General features: G+C 42.8%; 16 protein-coding genes, 5 tRNA genes and 3 rRNA genes. 17 read left to right on the plus strand and 7 right to left on the minus strand.

Translation table 11 applies throughout. The annotated features are described in order from the left end of the window. The first annotated feature begins 69 nt into the window (after positions 1-69). The 13 genes from tyrS to pnp all read left to right on the plus strand — a co-directional run bounded on the left by tyrS (position 70) and on the right by pnp (position 16,669). Entirely contained in the window at positions 70-1,293 is a 1,224-nt protein-coding gene (gene tyrS / locus K370_RS07935; RefSeq protein ID WP_047540602.1) for a tyrosine--tRNA ligase, read from the plus strand. Positions 1,294-2,026: 733 nt separating this feature from the next. Next, a 16S ribosomal RNA gene (locus tag K370_RS07940) occupies positions 2,027-3,566 on the plus strand. Between the two features lie 114 nt (positions 3,567-3,680). Beyond that, positions 3,681-3,757: transfer RNA gene (locus K370_RS07945), tRNA-Ile, on the plus strand. 15 nt (positions 3,758-3,772) lie between these two features. Then, positions 3,773-3,848: transfer RNA gene (locus K370_RS07950), tRNA-Ala, on the plus strand. 393 nt (positions 3,849-4,241) lie between these two features. Continuing rightward, a 23S ribosomal RNA gene (locus tag K370_RS07955) occupies positions 4,242-7,128 on the plus strand. A 187-nt stretch (positions 7,129-7,315) separates the two neighbouring features. Beyond that, a 5S ribosomal RNA gene (gene rrf / locus K370_RS07960) occupies positions 7,316-7,429 on the plus strand. Together the 16S, 23S and 5S rRNA genes with 2 tRNA genes alongside form the textbook arrangement of a ribosomal RNA operon. Positions 7,430-7,696: 267 nt before the next feature. Next, complete coding sequence (rimP, locus tag K370_RS07965) at positions 7,697-8,182, plus strand: ribosome maturation factor RimP (protein WP_047540603.1); 486 nt, start codon at positions 7,697-7,699, stop codon at positions 8,180-8,182. Positions 8,183-8,266: 84 nt separating this feature from the next. Beyond that, positions 8,267-9,733: a transcription termination factor NusA gene (gene nusA, locus K370_RS07970; protein WP_047540605.1), complete on the plus strand. Its 1,467-nt coding sequence runs from the start codon at positions 8,267-8,269 to the stop codon at positions 9,731-9,733. A 146-nt stretch (positions 9,734-9,879) separates the two neighbouring features. Continuing rightward, complete coding sequence (gene infB / locus K370_RS07975; RefSeq protein WP_047540607.1) at positions 9,880-12,582, plus strand: translation initiation factor IF-2; 2,703 nt, start codon at positions 9,880-9,882, stop codon at positions 12,580-12,582. Continuing rightward, entirely contained in the window at positions 12,582-12,938 is a 357-nt protein-coding gene (gene rbfA, locus K370_RS07980) for a 30S ribosome-binding factor RbfA (RefSeq protein ID WP_047540609.1), read from the plus strand. Before infB ends, rbfA begins: the two co-directional genes overlap by 1 nt. Before the next feature lie 14 nt (positions 12,939-12,952). Further along, positions 12,953-13,879 (plus strand): tRNA pseudouridine(55) synthase TruB, encoded by a 927-nt coding sequence (gene truB / locus K370_RS07985; RefSeq protein WP_047540612.1) that lies wholly within the window; start codon positions 12,953-12,955, stop codon positions 13,877-13,879. Between the two features lie 197 nt (positions 13,880-14,076). After that, positions 14,077-14,346 (plus strand): 30S ribosomal protein S15, encoded by a 270-nt coding sequence (gene rpsO, locus K370_RS07990; RefSeq protein WP_047540615.1) that lies wholly within the window; start codon positions 14,077-14,079, stop codon positions 14,344-14,346. Between the two features lie 208 nt (positions 14,347-14,554). After that, a complete protein-coding gene (gene pnp, locus K370_RS07995; protein ID WP_047540618.1) occupies positions 14,555-16,669 on the plus strand; it encodes a polyribonucleotide nucleotidyltransferase in 2,115 nt (704 codons plus the stop codon). Positions 16,670-16,750: 81 nt separating this feature from the next. Here the strand turns inward: pnp and dksA are convergent, their stop codons facing one another. Beyond that, positions 16,751-17,173 (minus strand): RNA polymerase-binding protein DksA, encoded by a 423-nt coding sequence (gene dksA, locus K370_RS08000; protein ID WP_047540621.1) that lies wholly within the window; start codon positions 17,171-17,173, stop codon positions 16,751-16,753. Positions 17,174-17,295: 122 nt separating this feature from the next. Beyond that, positions 17,296-18,165 (minus strand): bifunctional methylenetetrahydrofolate dehydrogenase/methenyltetrahydrofolate cyclohydrolase FolD, encoded by an 870-nt coding sequence (gene folD, locus K370_RS08005; protein WP_047540624.1) that lies wholly within the window; start codon positions 18,163-18,165, stop codon positions 17,296-17,298. Between the two features lie 92 nt (positions 18,166-18,257). On the opposite strand from folD, the gene K370_RS08010 reads away from it, so the two are divergent. The 3 genes from K370_RS08010 to K370_RS08020 all read left to right on the plus strand — a co-directional run bounded on the left by K370_RS08010 (position 18,258) and on the right by K370_RS08020 (position 18,582). Further along, positions 18,258-18,334: transfer RNA gene (locus K370_RS08010), tRNA-Pro, on the plus strand. Between the two features lie 66 nt (positions 18,335-18,400). Further along, positions 18,401-18,477: transfer RNA gene (locus K370_RS08015), tRNA-Arg, on the plus strand. 29 nt (positions 18,478-18,506) lie between these two features. Beyond that, a tRNA-His gene (locus tag K370_RS08020) sits at positions 18,507-18,582 on the plus strand. Between the two features lie 77 nt (positions 18,583-18,659). Here K370_RS08020 and K370_RS08025 read toward each other — a convergent pair. From K370_RS08025 to K370_RS11865, 5 genes are all read right to left on the minus strand, one after another. Further along, positions 18,660-19,253, minus strand: a complete 594-nt coding sequence (locus K370_RS08025) for a hypothetical protein (RefSeq protein ID WP_047540626.1) — start codon at positions 19,251-19,253, stop codon at positions 18,660-18,662. Continuing rightward, on the minus strand, positions 19,253-20,254 hold the full coding sequence (locus tag K370_RS08030; protein ID WP_047540628.1) for a tyrosine-type recombinase/integrase: 1,002 nt from the start codon (positions 20,252-20,254) through the stop codon (positions 19,253-19,255). Before K370_RS08030 ends, K370_RS08025 begins: the two co-directional genes overlap by 1 nt. A 10-nt stretch (positions 20,255-20,264) precedes the next feature. Next, entirely contained in the window at positions 20,265-20,489 is a 225-nt protein-coding gene (locus tag K370_RS08035) for a DUF4224 domain-containing protein (RefSeq protein ID WP_047540631.1), read from the minus strand. Then, positions 20,486-21,637 carry a replication initiation factor domain-containing protein gene (locus K370_RS08040; RefSeq protein ID WP_047540633.1) on the minus strand — a complete coding sequence of 384 codons (1,152 nt, stop codon included), beginning with the start codon at positions 21,635-21,637 and terminating at the stop codon, positions 20,486-20,488. Before K370_RS08040 ends, K370_RS08035 begins: the two co-directional genes overlap by 4 nt. Positions 21,638-21,716: 79 nt before the next feature. After that, positions 21,717-22,208, minus strand: coding sequence for a hypothetical protein (locus K370_RS11865; protein ID WP_052185207.1), 492 nt, complete (start codon positions 22,206-22,208; stop codon positions 21,717-21,719). A gap of 358 nt (positions 22,209-22,566) precedes the next feature. Here K370_RS11865 and dgt point away from each other — a divergent pair, with 358 nt between their 5' ends. Next, positions 22,567-24,009, plus strand: a complete 1,443-nt coding sequence (gene dgt / locus K370_RS08050) for a dGTP triphosphohydrolase (RefSeq protein WP_047540634.1) — start codon at positions 22,567-22,569, stop codon at positions 24,007-24,009. The last annotated feature ends 222 nt before the right edge of the window (positions 24,010-24,231 follow it).

A 24,231-nucleotide genomic window follows, 5' to 3' on the forward strand; every position in this document is an offset into this window, starting at 1 on the left:
AAAAGCATAGTAACAGAATTTTTCTTGTAATAAAAAGTAACAGTTTGTAGGACAGCCACCTTTTAACCATTGGAAAATGCCGTGAATACCAGTATTGATATAAATCTTAATCAATCATTAGCCATCATTAAACGCGGCTGTGACGAGTTGTTAATTGAACATGAATTAGTTGAAAAGTTAAAAAAAGGAACGCCCTTACGCATTAAAGCTGGCTTTGATCCTACTGCACCAGACTTGCATCTGGGCCATACCGTATTGATCAACAAATTACGGCATTTTCAGGATCTGGGCCATCACATACTGTTTTTGATTGGGGATTTTACCGGCATGATCGGCGACCCAACTGGCAAAAGTGTCACGCGTCCGCCTTTAACAAAAGAGCAGGTGGCAGAAAATGCGCAGTCCTATGCCGAACAGGTATTTAAAATTTTGGATAAAGATAAAACCGACATTGTGTTCAACTCTGCCTGGTTAACCGATTTAGGTGCGGCAGGTATGTTAAGGCTGGCTTCCAGTCTAACCGTTGCCCGCATGTTAGAGCGCGATGACTTTTCCAAGCGTTTCAAAGGCAATCAGCCAATTGCGATACACGAATTTATGTATCCATTACTGCAAGGTTACGATTCGGTCGCGCTTAAAGCGGACGTTGAATTGGGCGGTACCGATCAAAAATTCAATCTGTTAATGGGGCGTGAGTTACAGAAACAAGCTGGCCAAAGCCAGCAATGCGTACTGACGATGCCGTTACTAGAGGGTTTGGACGGCGTAAATAAAATGTCCAAATCACTCAATAACTATATTGGTATTAATGAACCACCCGAAATTATTTTCGCCAAGCTTATGTCTGTTAGTGATGAATTAATGTGGCGCTATATAGAGTTGCTATCGTTTGAATCGCTAGAAACTGTTCAGCAATGGAAAGCCGCCGTAGCTGCAGGTGAAAACCCGCGTAATATTAAAGTGAGATTCGCGCAGGAAATCGTGGCGCGCTTTCATAGCCAAGCGGATGCTGAAAAAGCGCTGAACGATTTTCAAACGCGCGCCAAAGGCGGTGTGCCGGACGAAGTGCCGGAAGTAATTGTGAATATTGATGGTGCAAGTATTGGTATTGCACAATTACTTAAACTAGCTGGCTTGGTCGAAAGTACATCCGAAGCGAATCGTGCGATTGATCAGGGTGGTGTAAAGCTGGATAGTGAAAAGGTGTTGGATAAAAATTTGCAGATCGATAAAGGTGTTTCCGTTATTGCGCAAGTAGGTAAGCGCAAATTTGCCAGGATTAATCTGGTTTAATTGGCAGTATTGATCAATATCTTCATTGGATTGTAACAATTTTGTAACTTCGTGAAATAGGGCTTGACCAAAATTTAAGCCTCTGTAGAATGCGCACCTCGTTACAGACAACCGTTAACGAAAAGCAATAAAAAAGTCGCACTAAAATACACCGTTAATATTAATTAGAAGTCTTTAAAAATTAGTGTTGACGTGGCTTAAATGCTCTGTATAATGCGCACCTCGTTACAGATAACCGTTAACGAAAAGTAGTAAAAAAGCCGCACTAAAATACACCGTTAATATTAATTGGCAATCTTTAAAATTAGTGTTGACGTGGCATAAATGCTCTGTATAATGCGCACCTCGTTAACGCAAAGCGTGAAACGAAAAGCTCAAAAGTGACTCACTTTTTGTAGTGGATAAAAAGCTCTTTAACAAACTGAACGACTGATAAGTGTGGGTGTTTGTGGTCAAGACACATTGACTTAGACGCAACGAATGCTTGGCTTCGGCCTTGAATGTTTTGTTGTTTGGTTTAAGTCAATACTCAAGATAACAAATGCTTACACTTAAATTTATGACAAGTATGTAATAAGGCTTATTTAGCAATAAATAAGCAGTACACAAACCTTGACAATGAATTTGAGAAAAACAGCTCAACACATACTTAGAATTTCTCTAAGACATGATTGGGTTGCAAAGCAAAAAGCGAATACCACCTCGAAAGAGGAAAAAGTAATAGTCATACATTAAACTGAAGAGTTTGATCATGGCTCAGATTGAACGCTGGCGGAATGCTTTACACATGCAAGTCGAACGGCAGCACGGGAGCTTGCTCCTGGTGGCGAGTGGCGAACGGGTGAGTAATATATCGGAACGTATCCAATAATGGGGGATAACTAATCGAAAGGTTGGCTAATACCGCATACGCCCTACGGGGGAAAGCTAGGGACCTTCGGGCCTGGCGTTAATGGAGCGGCCGATATCTGATTAGCTAGTTGGTGAGGTAAAAGCTCACCAAGGCGACGATCAGTAGCTGGTCTGAGAGGACGACCAGCCACACTGGAACTGAGACACGGTCCAGACTCCTACGGGAGGCAGCAGTGGGGAATTTTGGACAATGGGCGCAAGCCTGATCCAGCCATTCCGCGTGAGTGAAGAAGGCCTTCGGGTTGTAAAGCTCTTTCGCAAGGGAAGAAAGATTATCCTCTAACATAGGATGATTATGACGGTACCTTGATAAGAAGCACCGGCTAACTACGTGCCAGCAGCCGCGGTAATACGTAGGGTGCGAGCGTTAATCGGAATTACTGGGCGTAAAGCGTGCGCAGGCTGTTTTGTAAGTCAGATGTGAAATCCCTGAGCTCAACTTAGGAACTGCGTTTGAAACTACAAGACTAGAATATGTCAGAGGGGGGTAGAATTCCACGTGTAGCAGTGAAATGCGTAGAGATGTGGAGGAATACCAATGGCGAAGGCAGCCCCCTGGGATAATATTGACGCTCATGCACGAAAGCGTGGGGAGCAAACAGGATTAGATACCCTGGTAGTCCACGCCCTAAACGATGTCTACTAGTTGTTGGTGGAGTAAAATCCATGAGTAACGCAGCTAACGCGTGAAGTAGACCGCCTGGGGAGTACGATCGCAAGATTAAAACTCAAATGAATTGACGGGGGCCCGCACAAGCGGTGGATTATGTGGATTAATTCGATGCAACGCGAAAAACCTTACCTGGCCTTGACATGTACGGAACTTTCCAGAGATGGATGGGTGCTCGAAAGAGAGCCGTAACACAGGTGCTGCATGGCTGTCGTCAGCTCGTGTCGTGAGATGTTGGGTTAAGTCCCGCAACGAGCGCAACCCTTGCCAATAATTGCCATCATTTAGTTGGGCACTTTATTGGGACTGCCGGTGACAAACCGGAGGAAGGTGGGGATGACGTCAAGTCCTCATGGCCCTTATGGCCAGGGCTTCACACGTAATACAATGGTCGGTACAGAGGGTCGCCAACCCGCGAGGGGGAGCTAATCCCAGAAAGCCGATCGTAGTCCGGATTGCAGGCTGCAACTCGCCTGCATGAAGTCGGAATCGCTAGTAATCGCGGATCAGCATGTCGCGGTGAATACGTTCCCGGGCCTTGTACACACCGCCCGTCACACCATGGGAGTGGGTTTTACCAGAAGTAGGTAGTCTAACCGTAAGGGGGGCGCTTACCACGGTAGTATTCATGACTGGGGTGAAGTCGTAACAAGGTAGCCGTATCGGAAGGTGCGGCTGGATCACCTCCTTTCTAGAGAACAAACCTTGGTTGCAAACATTCACACTTATCAGTCGTTCGGCAGTAGCAACATCAAAAAAGATTGGCCAACATAGCAAAAGCAGCAATGTGATTGCTACCTTAACAGGGTCTGTAGCTCAGCTGGTTAGAGCACCGTCTTGATAAGGCGGGGGTCGATGGTTCGAGTCCATCCAGACCCACCAGATTAAACCTCAAATGGGGGATTAGCTCAGCTGGGAGAGCACCTGCTTTGCAAGCAGGGGGTCAACGGTTCGATCCCGTTATCCTCCACCAAACAATTTTGATGTTGTAAGTAAGCTAAGAAATTAGAAGCAAGCATTTAACAATGAGTGTTTACTTCTAGTTTTTAACTAGACTGATCTTTAACAAAATGGAAGAAGTAAAGTGAATGCACATTATTGTGATGATATGTGTGTATTCAAAATGGGTAGTAATTGATTGCAAAATCGAAATATTTTGCTTCGTTTAGTTCCAGTTAGATAGTGTCGTAATTGATAGTAATATCGGTTACAACATGAAATAACCAAGAAATAAATGAAACAAAAAACCAGTTAATGTTGTACAACCTTGCAGCATTAACGAAGTAGCTTTAGAAAAAACTATAACGCATGTTCTCATGCATGATGATATCTGGATTTAAAAAGGGTTCAGGTGTTAACGTTATAGGATCAAGTGAATAAGTGCATATGGTGGATGCCTTGGCGATTACAGGCGATGAAGGACGTGATAGCCTGCGTAAAGTTTCGGGGAGCTGGCAAATAAGCTTTGATCCGGAAATGTCCGAATGGGGAAACCCACCCGCAAGGGTAACCGCTCCTGAATATATAGGGAGATGGTGGCGAACCGAGTGAACTGAAACATCTAAGTAGCTCGAGGAAAAGAAATCAACCGAGATTCCGTAAGTAGTGGCGAGCGAACATGGAACAGCCTGTTATTTTTAGCATATGCGATAGTAGAACGGAATGGAAAGTCCGGCCATAGAGGGTGATAGCCCCTTATACGAAATCCCGTGTGTGGAACTAGGGTAACGACAAGTAGGGCGGGGCACGAGAAACCTTGTCTGAACATGGGGGGACCATCCTCCAAGGCTAAATACTCGTAATCGACCGATAGTGAACCAGTACCGTGAGGGAAAGGCGAAAAGAACCCCGGGAGGGGAGTGAAATAGATCCTGAAACCGTATGCATACAAACAGTGGGAGCGGACTTGTTCCGTGACTGCGTACCTTTTGTATAATGGGTCAGCGACTTACATTCAGTAGCAAGCTTAACCGATAGGGGAGGCGTAGCGAAAGCGAGTCCGAATAGGGCGTCTAGTTGCTGGGTGTAGACCCGAAACCAAGTGATCTATCCATGGCCAGGATGAAGGTGCCGTAACAGGTACTGGAGGTCCGAACCCACAAATGTTGAAAAATTTGGGGATGAGCTGTGGATAGGGGTGAAAGGCTAAACAAACTTGGAAATAGCTGGTTCTCTCCGAAAACTATTTAGGTAGTGCCTCGTATATCATTCTCGGGGGTAGAGCACTGTTATGACTAGGGGGTTCATAAGAACTTACCAACTCATTGCAAACTCCGAATACTGAGAAATGCAATTACGGGAGACAGACCATGGGTGCTAACGTCCGTGGTCAAGAGGGAAACAACCCAGACCGACAGCTAAGGTCCCAAATGACGTGCTAAGTGGAAAACGAAGTGGGAAGGCATAGACAGCCAGGATGTTGGCTTAGAAGCAGCCATCATTTAAAGAAAGCGTAATAGCTCACTGGTCGAGTCGTCCTGCGCGGAAGATGTAACGGGGCTAAGCACGTAACCGAAGCTTCGGATGCCCTAATTTATTAGGTGCATGGTAGGAGAGCGTTCTGTAGGCCTGCGAAGGTGTTCTGTGAGGAATGCTGGAGGTATCAGAAGTGCGAATGCTGACATGAGTAGCGATAAAGGGAGTGAAAAGCTCCCTCGCCGAAAACCCAAGGTTTCCTACGCAACGTTCATCGGCGTAGGGTGAGTCGGCCCCTAAGGTGAGGCAGAGATGCGTAGCTGATGGGAAACAGGTTAATATTCCTGTACCTCTATACAATGCGATGTGGGGACGGAGAAGGTTAGGTCAGCCGGGTGTTGGATGTCCCGGTTCAAGCGTGTAGGCAGATTCTTTAGGCAAATCCGGAGAATCAATGCCGAGGCGTGATAACGAGTCTACTTGTAGACGAAGTGATTGATACCATGCTTCCAAGAAAAGCCACTAAGCTTCAGTTGTATAAGACCGTACCGCAAACCGACACAGGTGGGTAGGATGAGAATTCTAAGGCGCTTGAGAGAACCCGGGAGAAGGAACTCGGCAAATTAGCACCGTAACTTCGGGAGAAGGTGCGCCCCGGTAACGTGTAGAGACTTGCTCTTGAAGCGTGATGGGGTTGCAGTGAAAAGGTGGCTGCGACTGTTTAATAAAAACACAGCACTCTGCAAACACGAAAGTGGACGTATAGGGTGTGACGCCTGCCCGGTGCTGGAAGATTAAATGATGGGGTGCAAGCTCTTGATTGAAGTCCCAGTAAACGGCGGCCGTAACTATAACGGTCCTAAGGTAGCGAAATTCCTTGTCGGGTAAGTTCCGACCCGCACGAATGGCGTAACGATGGCCACACTGTCTCCTCTCGGGACTCAGCGAAGTTGAAATGTTTGTGAAGATGCAATCTACCCGCGGCTAGACGGAAAGACCCCATGAACCTTTACTGTAGCTTTACATTGGACTTTGACAAGATTTGTGTAGGATAGGTGGGAGACGTTGAAGCGGAGTCGCTAGATTTCGTGGAGTCAACCTTGAAATACCACCCTGATGTTGTTGAGGTTCTAACCTAGGTCCATAATCTGGACTGGGGACCGTGTATGGTGGGCAGTTTGACTGGGGCGGTCTCCTCCCAAAGAGTAACGGAGGAGTGCGAAGGTAACCTAGGTACGGTCGGAAATCGTACTGATAGTGCAATGGCATAAGGTTGCTTGACTGCGAGACGGACAGGTCGAGCAGGTGCGAAAGCAGGTCATAGTGATCCGGTGGTTCTGTATGGAAGGGCCATCGCTCAACGGATAAAAGGTACTCTGGGGATAACAGGCTGATTCCTCCCAAGAGTTCATATCGACGGGGGAGTTTGGCACCTCGATGTCGGCTCATCACATCCTGGGGCTGTAGCCGGTCCCAAGGGTATGGCTGTTCGCCATTTAAAGTGGTACGTGAGCTGGGTTTAAAACGTCGTGAGACAGTTTGGTCCCTATCTGCCGTGGGCGCTGGAAATTTGAAGGGACCTGCTCCTAGTACGAGAGGACCGGAGTGGACGCACCGCTGGTGGACCAGTTATCATGCCAATGGTATAGCTGGGTAGCTAAGTGCGGAAGAGATAAACGCTGAAAGCATCTAAGCGTGAAACTCGCCTTGAGATGAGATTTCCCGGGGGTTTAACCCCCCTAAAGAGTCGTTCGAGACCAGGACGTTGATAGGACGGATGTGGAAGTGCAGTAATGCATTAAGCTGACCGTTACTAATTGCTCGTGAGGCTTGATCCTATAACCTTAATACTTGAATGTATCCAAGATTAACGGTTTGTTCTAAAGCAAGATAATGTAATCAATACCATTAAAACTTTACTTCTTCCAATTTGTTACAGACGCCTCATGAAAATGAGACGGCAACACAGCATAATCGCTTGTGAACAGCTAATGAAGATTAGCGACGCACGAGAAACCAGTTATGCTTGGCGGCCATAGCGGTTTGGACCCACCCCTTCCCATCTCGAACAGGGCCGTGAAACGAACCAGCGCCAATGATAGTATGCTTTTTGCATGCGAAAGTAGGTCACTGCCAAGCTATTTACACTAAATCATCGTGAGATGATTGACGATAAACCCTCCTCGTGAGGGTTTATTCGTTTGGAGCGGCACATTCAGGGGTGGCGGTTGATTGGTTAGCTGCTTTCTGTCGAATGTGACTTTATTAGAGATGTTAAGGATGTGGCGTGCGTGTAAGAGTCATTCCAATTACTTGAATTAATTGGTATAATATAGCAATAATTTGGTGGGCTTTGTGCCCATTTTTTGTTTCTGCTCGGTATGTAGCGTTTAAGGAAGTGCGGTAATGCAAGATTTGCATGGCTTAATAGATAAAACGGTCACTCAGCTAGGTTTTGAGTTGGTTGATCTTGAAATCTCGAATCGCGGTAAATTGTTGCGTGTGTTCATTGATAAACTTAACCCGATAGATATCAAGGATAGTGTCAATATTGATGATTGCGTGTTGGTGAGCAATCAGTTGGGGAATGTATTAACCGTGGATCATGAGATTGATTATGATCGATTGGAGATTTCTTCGGCGGGAATGGATCGTGTACTTAAAAAAGAAAAAGATTTTGTACGCTTTGCGGGTGAGCGCGCGCAAATCAAATTGCGTATCGGTGTTAAAGATGAAAGCGCTAACGCGGCTAAAAGTGCTCTGCCACGTAAAACATTCTTGGGTATTTTAAAGGGTGTTGAGGATGGCAATGTTTTGATGGATTTTGAAGGTAATGTGTATAAATTGGCTTTAAGTAACATCGATAAGGCACGTTTAAGCCCTGAGTTTTAGGCTGTTTTAGTGTTTTGTCGCCTCACATTTAATGTGAGGTAAATAGTGACGGTAAATTAGAATATATAAGAGTTGGAGATTGTGATGAGTCGTGAAATTTTATTACTGGTAGATGCTTTAGCTCACGAAAAAAACGTGAGTAAAGAGGTGATTTTTACAGCTTTAGAGTTAGCTTTGGCATCAGCTACCAAGAAAAAACATCATGACGATGCAGATATCCGCGTGACAATTGACCGCGAAAGTGGTGCGTATGAAACCTTTAGACGCTGGCAATATGTGGAGTATGATTTGCTGGAAAACTCTGCTTATCAGTTTGACGAAGAGAGCGAGCATGCTAAAGGCCGCGCTATTGGCGACTATTATGAAGAGCCATTGGAATCAATTGAATTTGGTCGTATTGGCGCGCAGGCAGCTAAACAGGTTATTTTGCAAAAAGTACGTGAAGCTGAACGTGAACAAATTCTAGAAGACTTTTTAAGCCGCAATGAGAATTTGGTCACCGGCGTGATTAAGCGTATGGAAAAAGGCAGTGCGATTATTGAAGTAGGTCGCATCGAATGTTTATTGCCGCGTGAAGCGATGATTCCAAAAGAGAATTTACGTGTTGGTGATCGCGTGCGTGCCTATCTGTCTCGTATTGAGCGTGGCGGCCGTGGCCCACAATTGATTTTATCGCGTATTGCACCAGACTTTTTGAAGCGCTTATTTGAATTGGAAGTGCCGGAAATTGAAGAGGGCTTGCTGGAAATTCGTGCTGCTGCGCGAGATCCTGGTTTGCGATCTAAAATTGCAGTCAAAACCAATGATCAGCGTTTGGATCCGGTGGGTACTTGCGTCGGTATGCGCGGTTCACGTGTGCAAGCGGTGACAGGCGAGTTGGCTGGTGAGCGCGTAGATATTATATTGTGGAGTATGGAGCCAGCACAATTTGTTATTAACGCGATGGCACCTGCGGAAGTTTCATCTATCGTTGTCGATGAAGATGCGCATAGCATGGACGTGGTGGTAAATGAAGAGCAATTGGCTTTAGCCATTGGTCGTGGCGGACAAAATGTACGCTTGGCATCAGAGCTAACTGGCTGGACGTTAAATATCTTGACTGAAGAGCAGGCGGCTGAGAAAAATCAAACCGAGTATGCAAATGTCAGCCAATTATTTATGGAAAAATTGGATGTGGATGAAGAGGTTGCCGACATCTTGGTACAAGAAGGCTTCAGCACGTTAGAAGAAATTGCTTACGTACCATTGGCTGAAATGGCTGAGATTGATGCGTTTGATGAGGACACGATTAACGAATTGCGTTCGCGTGCACGCGCAGCTTTACTCACTGAAGCTATCGCAAAAGAAGAGAAAGTAGAAGAGGCGGCTGAAGATTTGCTAGCAATGGAAGGCATGGATGATGCAACCGCACATTTATTGGCCTCTAAAGGTATTTCTGCGATGGATGATTTAGCTGAGCTAGCAGTTGATGAGCTAGTCGAGATGACTGGTATGGATGCAGAACGCGCTAAAAACTTAATTATGACAGCACGTGCACCTTGGTTTGAGTGATCTGTGATTTAAATAAACTAGTGATTAATAATTTTGGTTGTTAATCACTAAATTATATATTTAAGTGATTAAGTCGATGGCAAGACGTTGAGCTAGTAGTAGAGAAATATTGAGTGTAGTAGAAAATAGAAAGATTGGAGCAGTAAATGGCACAAACAACCGTTGCACAATTCGCCGCAGAGCTAGGGCTGCCAACCGCTTTGTTGCTAGATCAGCTTAAAAGTGCTGGCGTCGTTAAGTCGGCCTTGGAAGATAAATTGGAAGAAGCCGATAAAACTGCGCTATTGGATTTTTTGCGTAAAGAGCATGGTGCAGAGCAAGCGCCAAAAAATAAAATCACGCTGACACGCAAATCGAATACGGAGATTAAAAAAACCGATAGTTCTGGCCGTGCGCGCACAATTCAAGTGGAAGTGCGTAAAAAACGTGTGTTGGAGCGTCGCGATGAGCCAGAGGAGTTGGTGCAAGTGGTTGCGCCACAAGAGGAACTGCCAGTAGAAGAGCTGATTGTTGTGCCGGAAGCGGTTGAGCCAGTAGTTGTTGAGCCCGTTGTTGAAGAAGTTGTCGCGCCAGAGGAGCCACCTTTCGTTGAAGTTGAAGTGCCGGTTGAGGTAAAAGCAGAGGCAGTCGTGGAAGAAGTACCCGCTGTAAAACCAACGACGCTCAGAAAACAAGTATTAACTCCTGAACAGATTGCGATCCGTGAGCTAGAAGCTAAACGGCATGCCACATTAGCTGCGATGCAAGCGGAAGATGTACGTAGAAAACAAGAGCTTGTACAGCGTCGTCTAGATGAAGAGGCAAGAAGGCTGGCCGAAGCAGAAGCGGCGAAAGTGAAGGCCGCTAAATTATCAGAAGGCACGCTACATAAACCTGTTGCCAAGCCGGGCGCTGATGCAAAACCTGCAGCGGCGAAAGATGCTAAAAAAGTTAAAGGCAATAATAAAGAGTGGACTGATGCTGAGAATAAAAAACGTGGCTTGAAAACACGTGGTGCAGTTACTACAGGCTCTAATTGGCGTTCACCAAAAGGTAAAAATAGATCACATCACGATGATGATGCAGAACATGCATTTACAGTACCGACTGAGGCAATCGTTTATGAAGTGTTGGTGCCGGAAACGATTACAGTTGCTGATTTGGCTCACAAAATGGCGGTTAAATCAGGCGAAGTGATTAAAAAGCTCATGACCATGGGCATGATGGTGACGATTAATCAGGTTCTGGATCAGGAAACCGCGATTATTTTAGTGGAAGAAATGGGTCATAAAGCCTCGGCAGCTGCATCGAACGATCCTGAAGTATTCTTAGAGGAAGCCGAACATGCGCAAGCTGTTATGGAAACTCGTCCACCAGTTGTAACAGTAATGGGTCATGTGGATCACGGTAAAACGTCGTTACTAGATTATATTCGCCGTAGCCGAGTGGCTACAGGCGAGGCTGGCGGCATTACGCAGCACATTGGTGCTTACCATGTGGAAACGCCACGTGGCATGGTGACTTTCCTAGATACGCCAGGCCATGAAGCTTTTACCGCGATGCGTGCACGTGGTGCCAAAGCAACCGATATTGTCATTTTAGTAGTGTCTGCGGATGACGGAGTCATGCCACAAACCATTGAAGCGATTCATCATGCTAAGGCTGCAGGTGTCCCCCTAGTTGTTGCGATTAACAAAATTGATAAACCGGATGCAGCCCCAGAACGTGTGAAGATGGAGCTGGTTGCACAAGAAGTGGTTCCTGAAGATTTTGGTGGTGAAGTCATGTTCCGCGAAGTATCAGCCAAAACAGGTAAAGGCATTGATGAGCTATTAGAGGCCGTATTGCTGCAAGCTGAAATTTTAGAGCTGCAAGCACCAAAAAATACGCCAGCTAAAGGCCTGGTGATTGAAGGTAGACTTGATAAAGGTCGTGGTCCAGTTACCACAGTATTGGTGCAGTCAGGCACATTAAAACGTGGCGATATGATTCTAGCAGGCAGCACATTTGGTAAAGTGCGCGCCATGCTTGATGAGTCCGGCAATGATATCAAAGAAGCTGGCCCGTCGATTCCGGTTGAAATTTTAGGTTTATCTGACGTACCAAGTGCGGGCGAAGAAGTGATTGTATTGAATGACGAGCGTAAAGCACGTGAAATCGCTAACTTCCGCGCAGGCAAATTCCGTGATACCAAGCTTGCTAAACAGCAAGCGGCCAAACTTGAAAATATGTTTGACCAAATGGCCGAAGGCGAAGTGCAAACATTAAATCTGATTATTAAATCAGATGTGCAAGGTTCTTACGAAGCTTTGGCAACCAGTTTGCAAAAACTATCAACCGCTGAAGTGAAGGTGCATATTATCCACACGGGTGTCGGTGCGATTTCTGAATCTGATGTGAACTTAAGTGCCGCTTCTGGTGCTGTACTGATTGGTTTTAACGTGCGTGCCGATGCTGGATCACGTAAATTGATTGACAGCTTGGGCGTTGATGTACGTTATTACAATATTATTTATGAAGCGGTTGACGAAGTAAAAGCAGCTTTAGGTGGCATGCTGAAACCAGAGCAAAAAGAAAGCATGATTGGTACGGTAGAGATTCGCGAAGTATTCCGTATTTCAAAAGTGGGTTCAATTGCGGGTTGTTATGTGCAGGATGGCATGATCAAGCGCAACTCACGCGTGCGCGTATTGCGTGCTAACGTGATTATTCACACCGGCGAATTAGATTCGTTGAAGCGCTTTAAAGACGATGTAAAAGAAGTGAAAAACAACTTTGAGTGCGGCTTGTCATTGAAAAATTATAATGACATTGAAGTGGGTGACATACTTGAGGTTTATGAAATGGTAGAAGTGGCAAGAACGCTATAATGGCAAAAGAATTTTCAAGAGCAACTCGCGTTGCAGAACAGATGCAGCGCGAATTGGCTGACTTATTACAGTTTGAGGTAAAAGATCCGCGCGTTGGCATGGTGACAATCACGCAGGTTGAGGTGACTGGCGATATGGCACATGCGAAAATTTTTTATACTGCCGCAAAAGCCAGCGATAGTATTCAGCAAGGATTGGAAAAGTCGGCGGGTTTTTTGCGCACACAAGTAGCCAAACGCATGCTATTGCGCACTGTGCCACAGTTGCATTTTGTGTATGATGCTTCTATCGATAATGGCATGAAAATGGCGCAGCTGATTGATGCTGCGCGCGCTACAGATAAAAACTCAGATTAAAATATCCTTTAATTTTGCAATTCAAACGCACGAAACGCGCCATTAATGGCGTTTTATTACTCGATAAGCCACTCGGCTTTTCATCTAACCAAGCATTACAAAAAGTAAAATGGCTTTTTTCCGCTACGAAGGCGGGCCACACCGGTACACTTGATCCACTGGCGACTGGTTTGCTACCAATCTGTTTGGGCGAGGCGACCAAGTTTGCCCAATATGTAACGGATGCGGATAAAACCTATTTTGCAACAATTAAGTTGGGAGCCACCACAACTACGGGTGATGCGGAAGGCGAAGTGTTAACGACCGCACCGGTAAGCCTTACCAAGCCCCAGCTTGAGGCTGCCTGCAAGCAGTTTTTGGGTGAAATAAGCCAAATGCCTCCCATGTATTCGGCTTTGAAGCATGAGGGCAAGGCGCTGTACGAGTACGCCAGAGAAGGCGTGAATATTGAGCGTAAAACACGGTTAATTACCATACAAAGTATTGTAGTTAATGCGTTTGATGGTGGTGATATTGCGGAAATTACGGTTAGCTGCAGCAAGGGTACTTATATCCGCACATTGGCAGAAGATATTGGTGCGGCACTTGGCTGCGGCGCACATTTAAGCGGTTTGCGCCGTATAGAAACTGCCGGCTATTTATTGTCACAAGCAATGACAATTGAGCAATTAGAAGCGCTGCCACAAGAGAGTCGTGATGCCCTGCTGTTGCCAGTTGACTCAGCGATAGAAACTTTGGCTAAAGTTATTTTAAATGCGGATGCTGTGCATTTTGTTATGCAAGGTCAGGCTGTTTGGTTGTCTGGAAGCACGCGTCAGAATTTGTCTGTGGGCGATGATTTGAGACTTTATGATGAGCAGGGCCAATTTCTAGGTTTAGGTTTTTTGCAGGACGATGGAAAAGTTGCACCTAAAAGGCTTGTTAAGCGCTCAGACAATTAATCACTGGATTAGTAGCCACTTTTTAATCATGACAAAATAATTAAAAAGTGTAATTGAATGAATGGCTTGCAGTGTATAAAGCGCTTGTTAAAAAGGGTTAATCACGTTATCATGTTGGATTAATCGTAAATGAATGTATTTGCGGGTTCAATTTAAAAGACCTGTTTTTACATTGACGCTAACTCAAAGGAAAAAAGATGGCAATTACAGCAGTAGATACCGCAAAAATCGTAGCAGATTATCAACGTGCTCCAGGTGATACAGGTAGCCCGGAAGTGCAAGTAGCGCTTTTAACTAACCGTATTACTTATTTAACCGAGCATTTTAAAGCAAACAAAAAAGACAATCACTCACGCCGCGGTTTGTTAGCAATGGTGAGTCAACGTCGTCGTTTGTTAGATTATTTGAAAAGTAGAGATGTAAGCCGTTATCAAACGTTGATTGAGCGTTTAAGCTTACGTAAGTAATTGTTATAAAAATACCAAGTTTTTTAACGTTTAATTTGTTAATTCTGGGTTCATTTTTATAATTAAGAAAGGCCGATTGCATGGTGATATGCGTCGGCTTTTTTGTTTTATACATTTATCACATATATTTGTTATTAGAGACGATTGCTATTGGGTAGTGAATAGCAATTAATTGAATTGAAAAGCATAGAATAGAAAAGGAAGTCTAATGTTTAATAAAGTTAAAAAAAGTATTCAATACGGGGCGCATGAGCTCACGATTGAAACGGGTGAAATCGCGCGTCAAGCAGATGGCGCAGTGTTGGTAAGTTACGGTGATACCGTTGTTTTGGTGACAGTAGTTGGTAAACATGAAGTAAAAGCAGGTCAGGATTTCTTTCCATTAACAGTGGATTACATGGAAAAAACCTATGCAGCAGGCAAGATTCCAGGTGGTTTCTTCAAGCGCGAAGGTCGTCCTTCCGAAAAAGAAACGCTGACAAGCCGTTTAATCGATCGCCCATTACGCCCTTTATTTCCAGAAGCTTTCTATAATGAAGTGCAAATCGTTGCGACGGTCATGTCATCAGATCCAGAAATCGATGCAGATATTCCAGCCATTATTGGTGCGTCAGCGGCAATGTCATTGTCAGGCATTCCATTTTTTGGCCCATTAGGTGCAGCGCGCGTTGGCTATATTGATGGTGCATATGTATTAAATCCTACCAAAGCACAATTAGAAGTAACCGATCTGGATTTAGTGGTTGCTGCAACTGAAACTGCTGTGATGATGGTGGAATCTGAAGCGAAAGAGCTGTCAGAAGAAGTAATGCTGGGCGCGGTTGTTTATGGCCACGAGCAAATGCAAGCCGTGATTAAACTGATTAACGAATTATCTGCTGAAGCAGGTAAAGACGCTTGGGATTGGGTTGCTCCAGAGCCGGATACAGCACTGATCGCAAAAGTGGCTGATTTGGCTGCGGCAGATGTGAATGCGGCTTTCCAAATCAAAGCAAAAGGCGCGCGTTCAGCTAAATTAGACGAAATTAAAAATCGTGTTTTAGGTGAGTTGATCACTGAAAGCACATCAACAGATGAAGCCAACAAAATTAAAACCGAGTTCTTTAATTTAGAAGCCAAAACTGTCCGTAGCCAAATCTTGAATGGCGAACCACGTATCGATGGTCGTGATACACGCACCGTGCGTCCAATCACTGTGCGCACTGGCGTATTGCCGCGCACGCATGGTTCTGCATTATTTACACGCGGTGAAACACAGGCTTTAGTGGTTGTGACTTTAGGTACAGGTCGTGATGAGCAAGTGATTGATGCACTGCAAGGTGAGTTTAAAGATCGCTTTATGTTGCATTACAACATGCCTCCGTATGCGACAGGTGAAACGGGTCGCGTTGGTACACCAAAACGTCGTGAGATTGGTCACGGCCGCTTAGCAAAACGCGCATTAGCCGCGACTTTGCCAACAGCAGAAGAGTTTGGTTATACCGTGCGTATCGTGTCGGAGATTACTGAATCAAACGGTTCTAGTTCAATGGCTTCAGTCTGTGGCGGTTCATTAGCCATGATGGATGCAGGCGTACCGCTTAAAAATCACGTGGCAGGTATTGCGATGGGCTTAATTAAAGAAGGTAATCGCGTTGCAGTATTAACCGATATCTTGGGTGATGAAGATCATCTAGGCGATATGGACTTTAAAGTAGCCGGTACAGAAGATGGTATCACTGCGCTGCAAATGGACATTAAAATTACCGGCATTACTGCACAAATCATGCAAGTGGCATTGGCGCAAGCTAAAGAAGGTCGTGCGCATATTTTAGGCATCATGCAATCTTCGATGAGCGCTGTGAATACTGAAATGTCGGCATTTGCACCACGTATTATCACCATGAAAATCAATCCAGATAAAATTCGCGATGTGATTGGTAAAGGCGGCGCAGTGATTCAAGCGTTAACTAAGGAAACCAATACCAGTATTGATATTGAAGAAGATGGTACCGTAAAAATTGCCTGTACCAATGCCCAAGAAGGCGAAGAAGCGCAGCGCCGTATTGCACAAATCACGGCAGAGGTTGAAGTAGGCCAAATTTATGAAGGTCCAGTGGTTAAGTTGTTGGACTTTGGTGCAGTGGTTAGCTTGTTGCCAGGCAAAGATGGTTTGGTACACATCTCACAAATCGCTCACCAACGTGTAAATGCGGTAAGTGACTTTGTAAAAGAAGGCGATATCGTTAAAGTAAAAGTAGTGGAAATCGATGACAAAGGTAAAGTGCGTTTAAGCATGAAGGCTTTGATCGAGGCGCCAGCAAAAGAGGAACCAGCGCAGTAATTAGAGCAGTCTTAGTAAGCAAAAAGCCCGCGAAAGCGGGCTTTTTGTTATTCATGCTTTTAGTTAATTTAAAAGACTTAACTATTTGGCAACTTGTCTTTCACGCATTTCATCCAAAGTTTTGCAATCAATGCACAGTGTAGCAGTAGGGCGCGCTTCTAAGCGTTTTAAACCAATTTCTACACCACAACCTTCACAATAACCGTATTCGTCTGCATCAATATTGCGCAATGTTTCGTCAATTTTTTTAATTAGCTTACGTTCGCGGTCGCGGTTGCGTAACTCTAAAGCCATGTCTGATTCCTGGCTGGCACGGTCATTTGGATCGGCAAACATGGTCACTTCGTCCTGCATTGTGTGCACAGTTTTGTCGATATCGTGACTTAAATCAGATTTCCAGTTATTTAAAATAGCGCGAAAATGATTGAGTTGATTTTTATTCATGTATTCCTCATCAGGTTTTGGCTGATAAGGAGTGAATGTTTTAGTAAGGGTTTCTGCCATAGTTTATCCAGCTAGTTTTTATAATAAAATCAGTTACTTGAAAAAATTAGAATGATAAATGTGTGAAATTTTCAATCGCGCGAGTGTACACCTATTGCACTATATATGCAAAAAATTGATTTTTAATGATGATTAGCCCGCTTCTCACTTAACTCTAAAGCCAATAATGTGTTTTCCATTAGCGTCGCTACCGTCATTGGTCCCACGCCGCCTGGCACCGGTGTAATGTAGCTGGCACGCTGTTTTGCTGCTTCGAAATCCACATCGCCACAAATAGTGCCATCATCCAAGCGGTTAATGCCAATATCAATCACAATTGCGCCAGGTTTAACCCACTCACCTTTAATAAGCCCTGGTTTGCCTGCAGCAGCGACAATTAAATCTGCACGTTTAATATTATCGGCCAAATTTTTAGTATGGCGATGGCAACTGGTAGTTGTGCAGCCGGCTAATAATAATTCAAGTGCCATTGGTCGTCCTACATGGTTAGAAACACCCACAATAACCGCATCTAAGCCCATTAAATCAATTTTGCTGGCCTGTAGCATCTTAATCACGCCAAAAGGCGTGCAAGAGCGTAATGTCGGCTGGCGCACGGCTAGACGGCCAATGTTGTAAGGATGAAAACCGTCGACGTCTTTATCAACATGAATGCGTTCTATAATTTTTTCATCCGATATTTGCGCTGGCAATGGTGATTGCACCAAAATGCCGTCGATATTTGGATCATTGTTGAGATTGTCTATTAGTGCAAATAATTCGACTTCGCCGATCGTTGCAGGCAATTCATGCACGATGGATTTGATCCCGGCTTTTTCGCTCGCTAAACGCTTGTTGCGCACGTAAATATGTGAGGCTGGATCTGCGCCTACCAGTACAACTGCTAAACAAGGTGCGCGTTTACCTGTACTTAAACGTGTAGTGATTTTGGCTTTTATGTCATTCAGCAACGCTTGGGAAATAGCCTTACCATTGATAATTTGTGCTGTCATACGTATAAATTCAACAATTATTAAAAATAAATGCTGATTTTAACATATTCGAATTGACCAAAAGGCGGTATTGCGCTATATTTCTGCCTCTTCGGCGTGTAGCGTAGCCTGGTAGCGCGCCTGCTTTGGGAGCAGGATGTCGGGAGTTCGAATCTCTCCACGCCGACCAATTACTTTAGCAGTAAAAATAAAGTGGTCTTCCCTTTAAATGTTTGTGTTTCAGACGTGTAACCATCTGCCCGTAGCTCAACCGGATAGAGCACCAGCCTTCTAAGCTGGGGGTTACAGGTTCGATTCCTGTCGGGCAGGCCAGTTTTGGTTTCAATAGCTTTGTTTCAATGGTGGCTGTAGCTCAGTTGGTAGAGTCCAGGATTGTGATTCCTGTTGTCGTGGGTTCGAGCCCCATCAGCCACCCCATAAAATTCAAACACCTACGAATATTTCTAGTCCCTATTTTTTGTAATTTATTAGACAATTGTCTAATAAACTCTAGGTTATGGTGATATAGCGAACGTTATACCTTCATAATTACTAGCTATTTCTAACTCCTCTAAAGCTTTAACGCCCTCACTTGAGTTTACAAACTCATTCATCATTAATGTTCTTGATACGATCATTTGCATTACATCAATCAATACAGCCCTATTTGCTAATACATCATCGTATTGTTTAACCAGCCAATTTTTGGCTTCCACTCGATGATCTTTGTGATCAAGATGCCATCTTTTACAAAAGTTGTGAATTATGAAGTTTCTATCATCATTAATATCGTTAAAAAATTTAATTGTAGTATTTAAAGCTTCATTATCTGGAAGAGAATTGTAAGAAAAATAGTACTGATCGCTCTCTTCTTTATTAAATTTTGAATCTATTTTTTTTAAGTAGGTTTCATCAGTTAATCTGCCTAATGATAATTCATCAATCTTTTTTTTTCGATTATGCAAATTCTCAAACGTCCCTTTACCCTCTTTGAACTGATGAATAAGTTTAAGGATGTGCTCAACGTTTTGAAAGATCAATACGTTGCGACCCAATAACATTTGTATATTTCGAATTTCTGCTAAGTCCTCCGCACTAATATCTTTCACTATTTAAGTCCTTTAACTCGGGTGTAATCTCGTTGTTTTATATAGTGCTCAGTCATGGCGGCACTAGAATGACCAGCTAAACTTTGTGCGTCTAAGCCAAGTCTTTTTGCATCGGTTAATGATTTTGCCCTAATGTCATGAAAAGTAAAACGATTACCGCCTGATTCGCGCCATTTAATCTGAACTCTATTCCACATTGCTTTAAAGCCTGCATCTGAGTAAGGCTGACCTTGACGAGTGCAAAAGAGATATAAACCTCGTATAGGCCGTTTTAATGCCTTTGCTTTAGCCACAACCTCATTTAGGCCAGTTGTCCATTCATACAGTTGTTTTGTGCCTGTTTTGGATTGTTTAATCCATACTCCCTCATCAGTAATTTGATCTAGCCTAAGTTTAAGAATATCGCCTTTTCTCATTGCTGTTATGTAGGCAAAATCCATAACAATTGCTATGAGCTCACTGGCTAAAATTTTTACACTTTCAAATTCTTGATCAGTTATATAACGATCACGACCTTTTTCAGGATGTTTAGCTACGCCTAGGCAAGGGTTTCTATCAATTTGACCCCAACGCATTGCATAGCTGAATATATGTGAGAGTAAAGAAATTTCTCTATTTGCCCTAATTGGTGCTTTAATCCCGCGGAGATCTAAATATTTAGCTATGTGCATTGGCCTAACTGCTAAAACTAATGTTTTATCAAATACTATCTTGAGATTTTTTGCTTCAGTTAAATTCCCTGAATAAGTAGATTTAGCTTTTTTAGGTGCTATTTCAATCATATATTTATCAATTAATGCACCCATTGATCCAGCTAAAGGTTTTTCAGAACCAGTGATAACTGGCGATTCTCCCTCAATCTCTGCCCATTTAGAAAATGCAATTGATTTATCATCTGATAACCTAATCCATTTATTTTCTCTTGAAACATAATAGTAAGCACCATGCTTTAGATACATCCTAGGTGGTAGATTGAAATTATTTTTGCGACGTCTGCCCATTTATATCTCGCTATCTAATTGCATCAAAATTTGGTTCGTTGGATACTTTGTCAGAAGGTGATGACCTGAGACGCTCCACAAGTAATGAACGAAGTACTTTAGGTTTGCCTGATGCGCCAGTTTCAAATGGATATGAGTGATTTATTAACCACCTAATTTGAGCACTTGGGTTTTTAAGATCAGTGAGTTCTTTCAACTCATCCTGAGTTAAAAATAATAATGACAATATGCTCATGGAAGCACTCGTCCATAACCAGCTAATTCTGGTAAATCTAACCGTTTAGGGAATCCATCTCTTCTTATGAGTGCAATAACTTTTTCAGCACTTCCTTCTTTATTCATCATTACATCAATATGTTTACCGTACGATTGTTTAAGATAATGATTAAGGCTTTCATATCCTAACGAGGCAGTGGTTTTTAATGTGCGTATTCTTGTTTGCGTGTCAGAAATCCAACTGAGTGCATTGATGTAAGTTCCAGCTAAATACCGACCAGGTTGTAAAACTGCTTCCCATGGAATAATTCGATCACGATTTCCAAGTTGAACTTCCCATCTAACCCAAGGATGAAATGGAATTTTTAACTGCATTCCTTTTTCATATATCCGTGCCATTTTGCCGTTTTCACTTGCACCAATATAAAGAGTCCTACCTCTACCATCTGGCTCAATCCAATTGCCTGCCTGATCCATTAATGGTTTTCTACCACCGCTACTAAATAGCCCTTCTTGATACATTCTTAGAGCATTGTTTACGGAATGCTTACCTTCAAAATCATCATATGCACCATCCCATCTTGTAATGTGAGCATCCAAATCATTTTGTAAGAAATCAACCAAACGTGGCCAATTACCAATGCGATGGCAACATTCACCCGATAGGCTTAAAAAGCCTGTACCTCGATTTCCACCATAAGCAAATATTCCTGCTGTTTGTCCAAGTTGAAAAGAGTGCTTATAGCCGTAAAGACCTTTACCCCTGTCGATGGCTGGGGCGAATGCATAGCCAAGTAATGGAAGCAGGGTTGAAAAGAAATCTTGAATACTAATTTTTTCTAAATTAAAAGAGCAATTCAAAAAATCAACTATTGCGGATTCTGGATTGATATCTAAAACAGGTAGTGCAGTGGTAATTACTACAGCTTTACCACCTCGTGAAACAACTTCTAAACTTTCACCATCATTTTGGTAGTTCTCATTATTTAAACTTTCCCCCCGTGTTACCAGACGGGGGACATCTGAAAACTCCAAGTTCGTAGATGTTTGAGGCGTTGCTGTTCCGCCTTCGTTCGGCAATTGGGGCGGTGCTGGCGCATCCGTCCCAATTACCGAGCCGAACGCGGTTTCATTAAAAGCAATAATATTTTGGTCTTTGTTTTTCATGTGAGGATGTTTAATGTTCCCTCACAGGATAGACAATAAAAAAGGGAGCGTCAAGCTCCCTTAGTAATTTATTTTACTCTTATTCAATTTTCCTTCGATTTTCCTTCTCTTCTTTGGTCAATTCTGTCTCTCCAGATACTACTTTCCAGAAATTAGAGAATTTTTTAGCAATGCCCAAACCAACGGAGCGACCTGCACTTGGCCCTTCATCAGGAAAAATGTCACGAATTTTGATATCTAAAATTTCTTCATACTTACGAATCGTTTTTTTGCTATGAATCATATATAACACCTTCCAACCCATATGGTGCCCCATTCGCAACATCCCTAATGCAGATTCGAGCTCATCCAACATACCTACAAATTGTACGATAGCGCGTTTTTCTATCTGCTCTATTTGCTCCTTTTGTTCAGGTGAGAGGGTTGCAAAGCTTTGTGCATTAGGTGCCTTATTCGGAAGTACTCTATCGCTAATTCCAATTACAAATTTTTCGGAAGCGCTATGAGGTCTGGTAATTGGCTTTAAGACTGGATCTTCTGAGTCGGGTGGTGTGTTGGATTTGTTACTCATTTTTAACTCCGCTGACTAAATATAACTATAGTTATAAGAGGGGATTTGAGCAACCCCTAACTTGCTAAACTTTTTCTTATGAATTACTATGAAGTAAGAAAAAAGATCTCAATCTTTATCTTAGTTGAGATTTTTATATAAATGAATTTAAATATTTGAAAGAAAAACATAATGAAAAAAGAAAGAATTAATTCTTTGAATGCGTTTGTTCTAGCAAATAAAACTATAGAAAAGCAATCTCAGTCACTTGATCAAATATATGAAACTTTTCTTGTAAAGGCTTCTAGAGCTGGACAAGTAGTCCCTAACTCGAACACACGTAATACATCCATAAAACAACCTGCTTAGCAATTATTATATGTTGTACAGTTTGGACGACTATAATCGCCAACAGAGCGTAGTCACAAAAAAAGAAGAGCTCGAACTAAGGCCTCCTTTTTGGAGAGATTACGCTAGACTCATTCACTCCCCAGCATTTAGACGCCTGCAAGGTAAAACTCAACTTTTTGCAGGTGCTGAGTCAGATTTTTTTAGGAATCGACTTACTCACTCTTTAGAAGTAGCTCAAATAGCTAAATCAATAGCTATGAGAATAAACTCTACTAAATTTATTGGGAAGAGTAAGAAGGACTTAATTGACTTAGATTTGGTCGCCTTTGCAGGATTAACTCACGATTTAGGACATCCACCATTTGGACATAATGGTGAGTTGGCATTAGATGAGTGTATGAAAGATCATGGGGGATTTGAAGGAAATGCACAGACATTAAGAATTATTACAAGATTGGAAAAAAAAGGTGAATATGTAGAACCTTATTCAGGCCGGGGAAATAAAGATACTAGACTAGGACTAAATCTAACATATAGAACACTTGCATCAATACTCAAATATGATCAGAAAATTCCTATTAATAATAGTGATCGAAAAAAAGATGGTATCTGTAAAGGTTATTACAGCAGTGAAGAAGAAATAGTAAAGAAAATTAAAAAAAATGTAATTGGCAAGCAGAAATATAAGGGCGATTTCAAAACCATTGAATGCCAAATAATGGACGTAGCAGATGATATCGCTTATTCAACTTATGATTTAGAGGATTCATTAAAAGCAGGATTTTTATCTCCCATGGAGATACTTTCTGATACTTTAGATCAGCATTTTATGCTTCGAATAGCAGAAATTGTTACAAAAAGAACTACTGTGAAGTTTGATCTTGAAGATGTAGTCATAAGTTTGTTAGTGTTGTTTTTTGATACTGGTCTTTTTGAATCTGATTCTATATTGGATGAGATTAGGGGTGCAGCTAATGACAGAGACATGTATCTTCGAGTAGCTAGGAAAGGGGTTGAGGCATATGCCGCTTCCAATTTAGTAGCTTCGAACGGATACTACCGCAGTGAATTAACCTCAGGCCTTGTTGACAAATTTATAAACGGTGTCGAAGTAATTTGGAATGAAGAAAATCCAGTATTTTCAGAAGTGAGATTTTCGGATGATATTTTTCCTTTAGTAGAGGTTTTGAAAAATTATACGTATGTTAAATTTATTGAGTCAAATAGATTGAAAGTCGCCGAATATAGAGGATTTAGAATCGTAAAGGAAACTTTCGAAACATTGAATAGTAATGCAGGTTCAAATTTGCTACCAAATGATTTTAAAGAGTGGTATGACAAGGCGCCAAATGAAACAGAAAAAAGAAGGGTAATTTGCGATTTTATTGCAGGAATGACTGATAAATATTTGATCGAATTTTATGGTCGATTAAACTCGGAAAATCCGCAAAGTATTTTTAAACCTATTTAATAATTTGTCTAATATTTAGTCATAAAAGTCAATTTGAAAGAAGAGCTGCTTATCTAAATTCCAATTTAAATTAGACGAAAAATTAGTAGAAAAATAATAAAATTCAATGGCTTAGTTTATTTTTAGTCTGGGGTTGTGATTCCTGTTGTCGTGGGTTCGAGCCCCATCAGCCACCCCATCCAACTTTTCTAAAAAATGACGATTATAAAAACTCAAACCAAA

The organism is Methylotenera versatilis 7 (genome assembly GCF_000799165.1).
Lineage (GTDB): Bacteria > Pseudomonadota > Gammaproteobacteria > Burkholderiales > Methylophilaceae > Methylotenera_A > Methylotenera_A versatilis_A.

Bases quoted from the DNA above. Each gene is read 5' to 3' on its own strand.
- dksA (WP_047540621.1), bottom strand. From the start codon at position 17,173: ATGGCAGAAACCCTTACTAAAACATTCACTCCTTATCAGCCAAAACCT.
- K370_RS11865 (WP_052185207.1), bottom strand. From the start codon at position 22,208: ATGAGTAACAAATCCAACACACCACCCGACTCAGAAGATCCAGTCTTA.
- pnp (WP_047540618.1), top strand. From the start codon at position 14,555: ATGTTTAATAAAGTTAAAAAAAGTATTCAATACGGGGCGCATGAGCTC.
- K370_RS08035 (WP_047540631.1), bottom strand. From the start codon at position 20,489: ATGAGCATATTGTCATTATTATTTTTAACTCAGGATGAGTTGAAAGAA.
- dgt (WP_047540634.1), top strand. From the start codon at position 22,567: ATGTTGTACAGTTTGGACGACTATAATCGCCAACAGAGCGTAGTCACA.
- K370_RS08040 (WP_047540633.1), bottom strand. From the start codon at position 21,637: ATGAAAAACAAAGACCAAAATATTATTGCTTTTAATGAAACCGCGTTC.
- infB (WP_047540607.1), top strand. From the start codon at position 9,880: ATGGCACAAACAACCGTTGCACAATTCGCCGCAGAGCTAGGGCTGCCA.
- rbfA (WP_047540609.1), top strand. From the start codon at position 12,582: ATGGCAAAAGAATTTTCAAGAGCAACTCGCGTTGCAGAACAGATGCAG.
- rimP (WP_047540603.1), top strand. From the start codon at position 7,697: ATGCAAGATTTGCATGGCTTAATAGATAAAACGGTCACTCAGCTAGGT.
- nusA (WP_047540605.1), top strand. From the start codon at position 8,267: ATGAGTCGTGAAATTTTATTACTGGTAGATGCTTTAGCTCACGAAAAA.
- K370_RS08030 (WP_047540628.1), bottom strand. From the start codon at position 20,254: ATGGGCAGACGTCGCAAAAATAATTTCAATCTACCACCTAGGATGTAT.
- rpsO (WP_047540615.1), top strand. From the start codon at position 14,077: ATGGCAATTACAGCAGTAGATACCGCAAAAATCGTAGCAGATTATCAA.
- folD (WP_047540624.1), bottom strand. From the start codon at position 18,165: ATGACAGCACAAATTATCAATGGTAAGGCTATTTCCCAAGCGTTGCTG.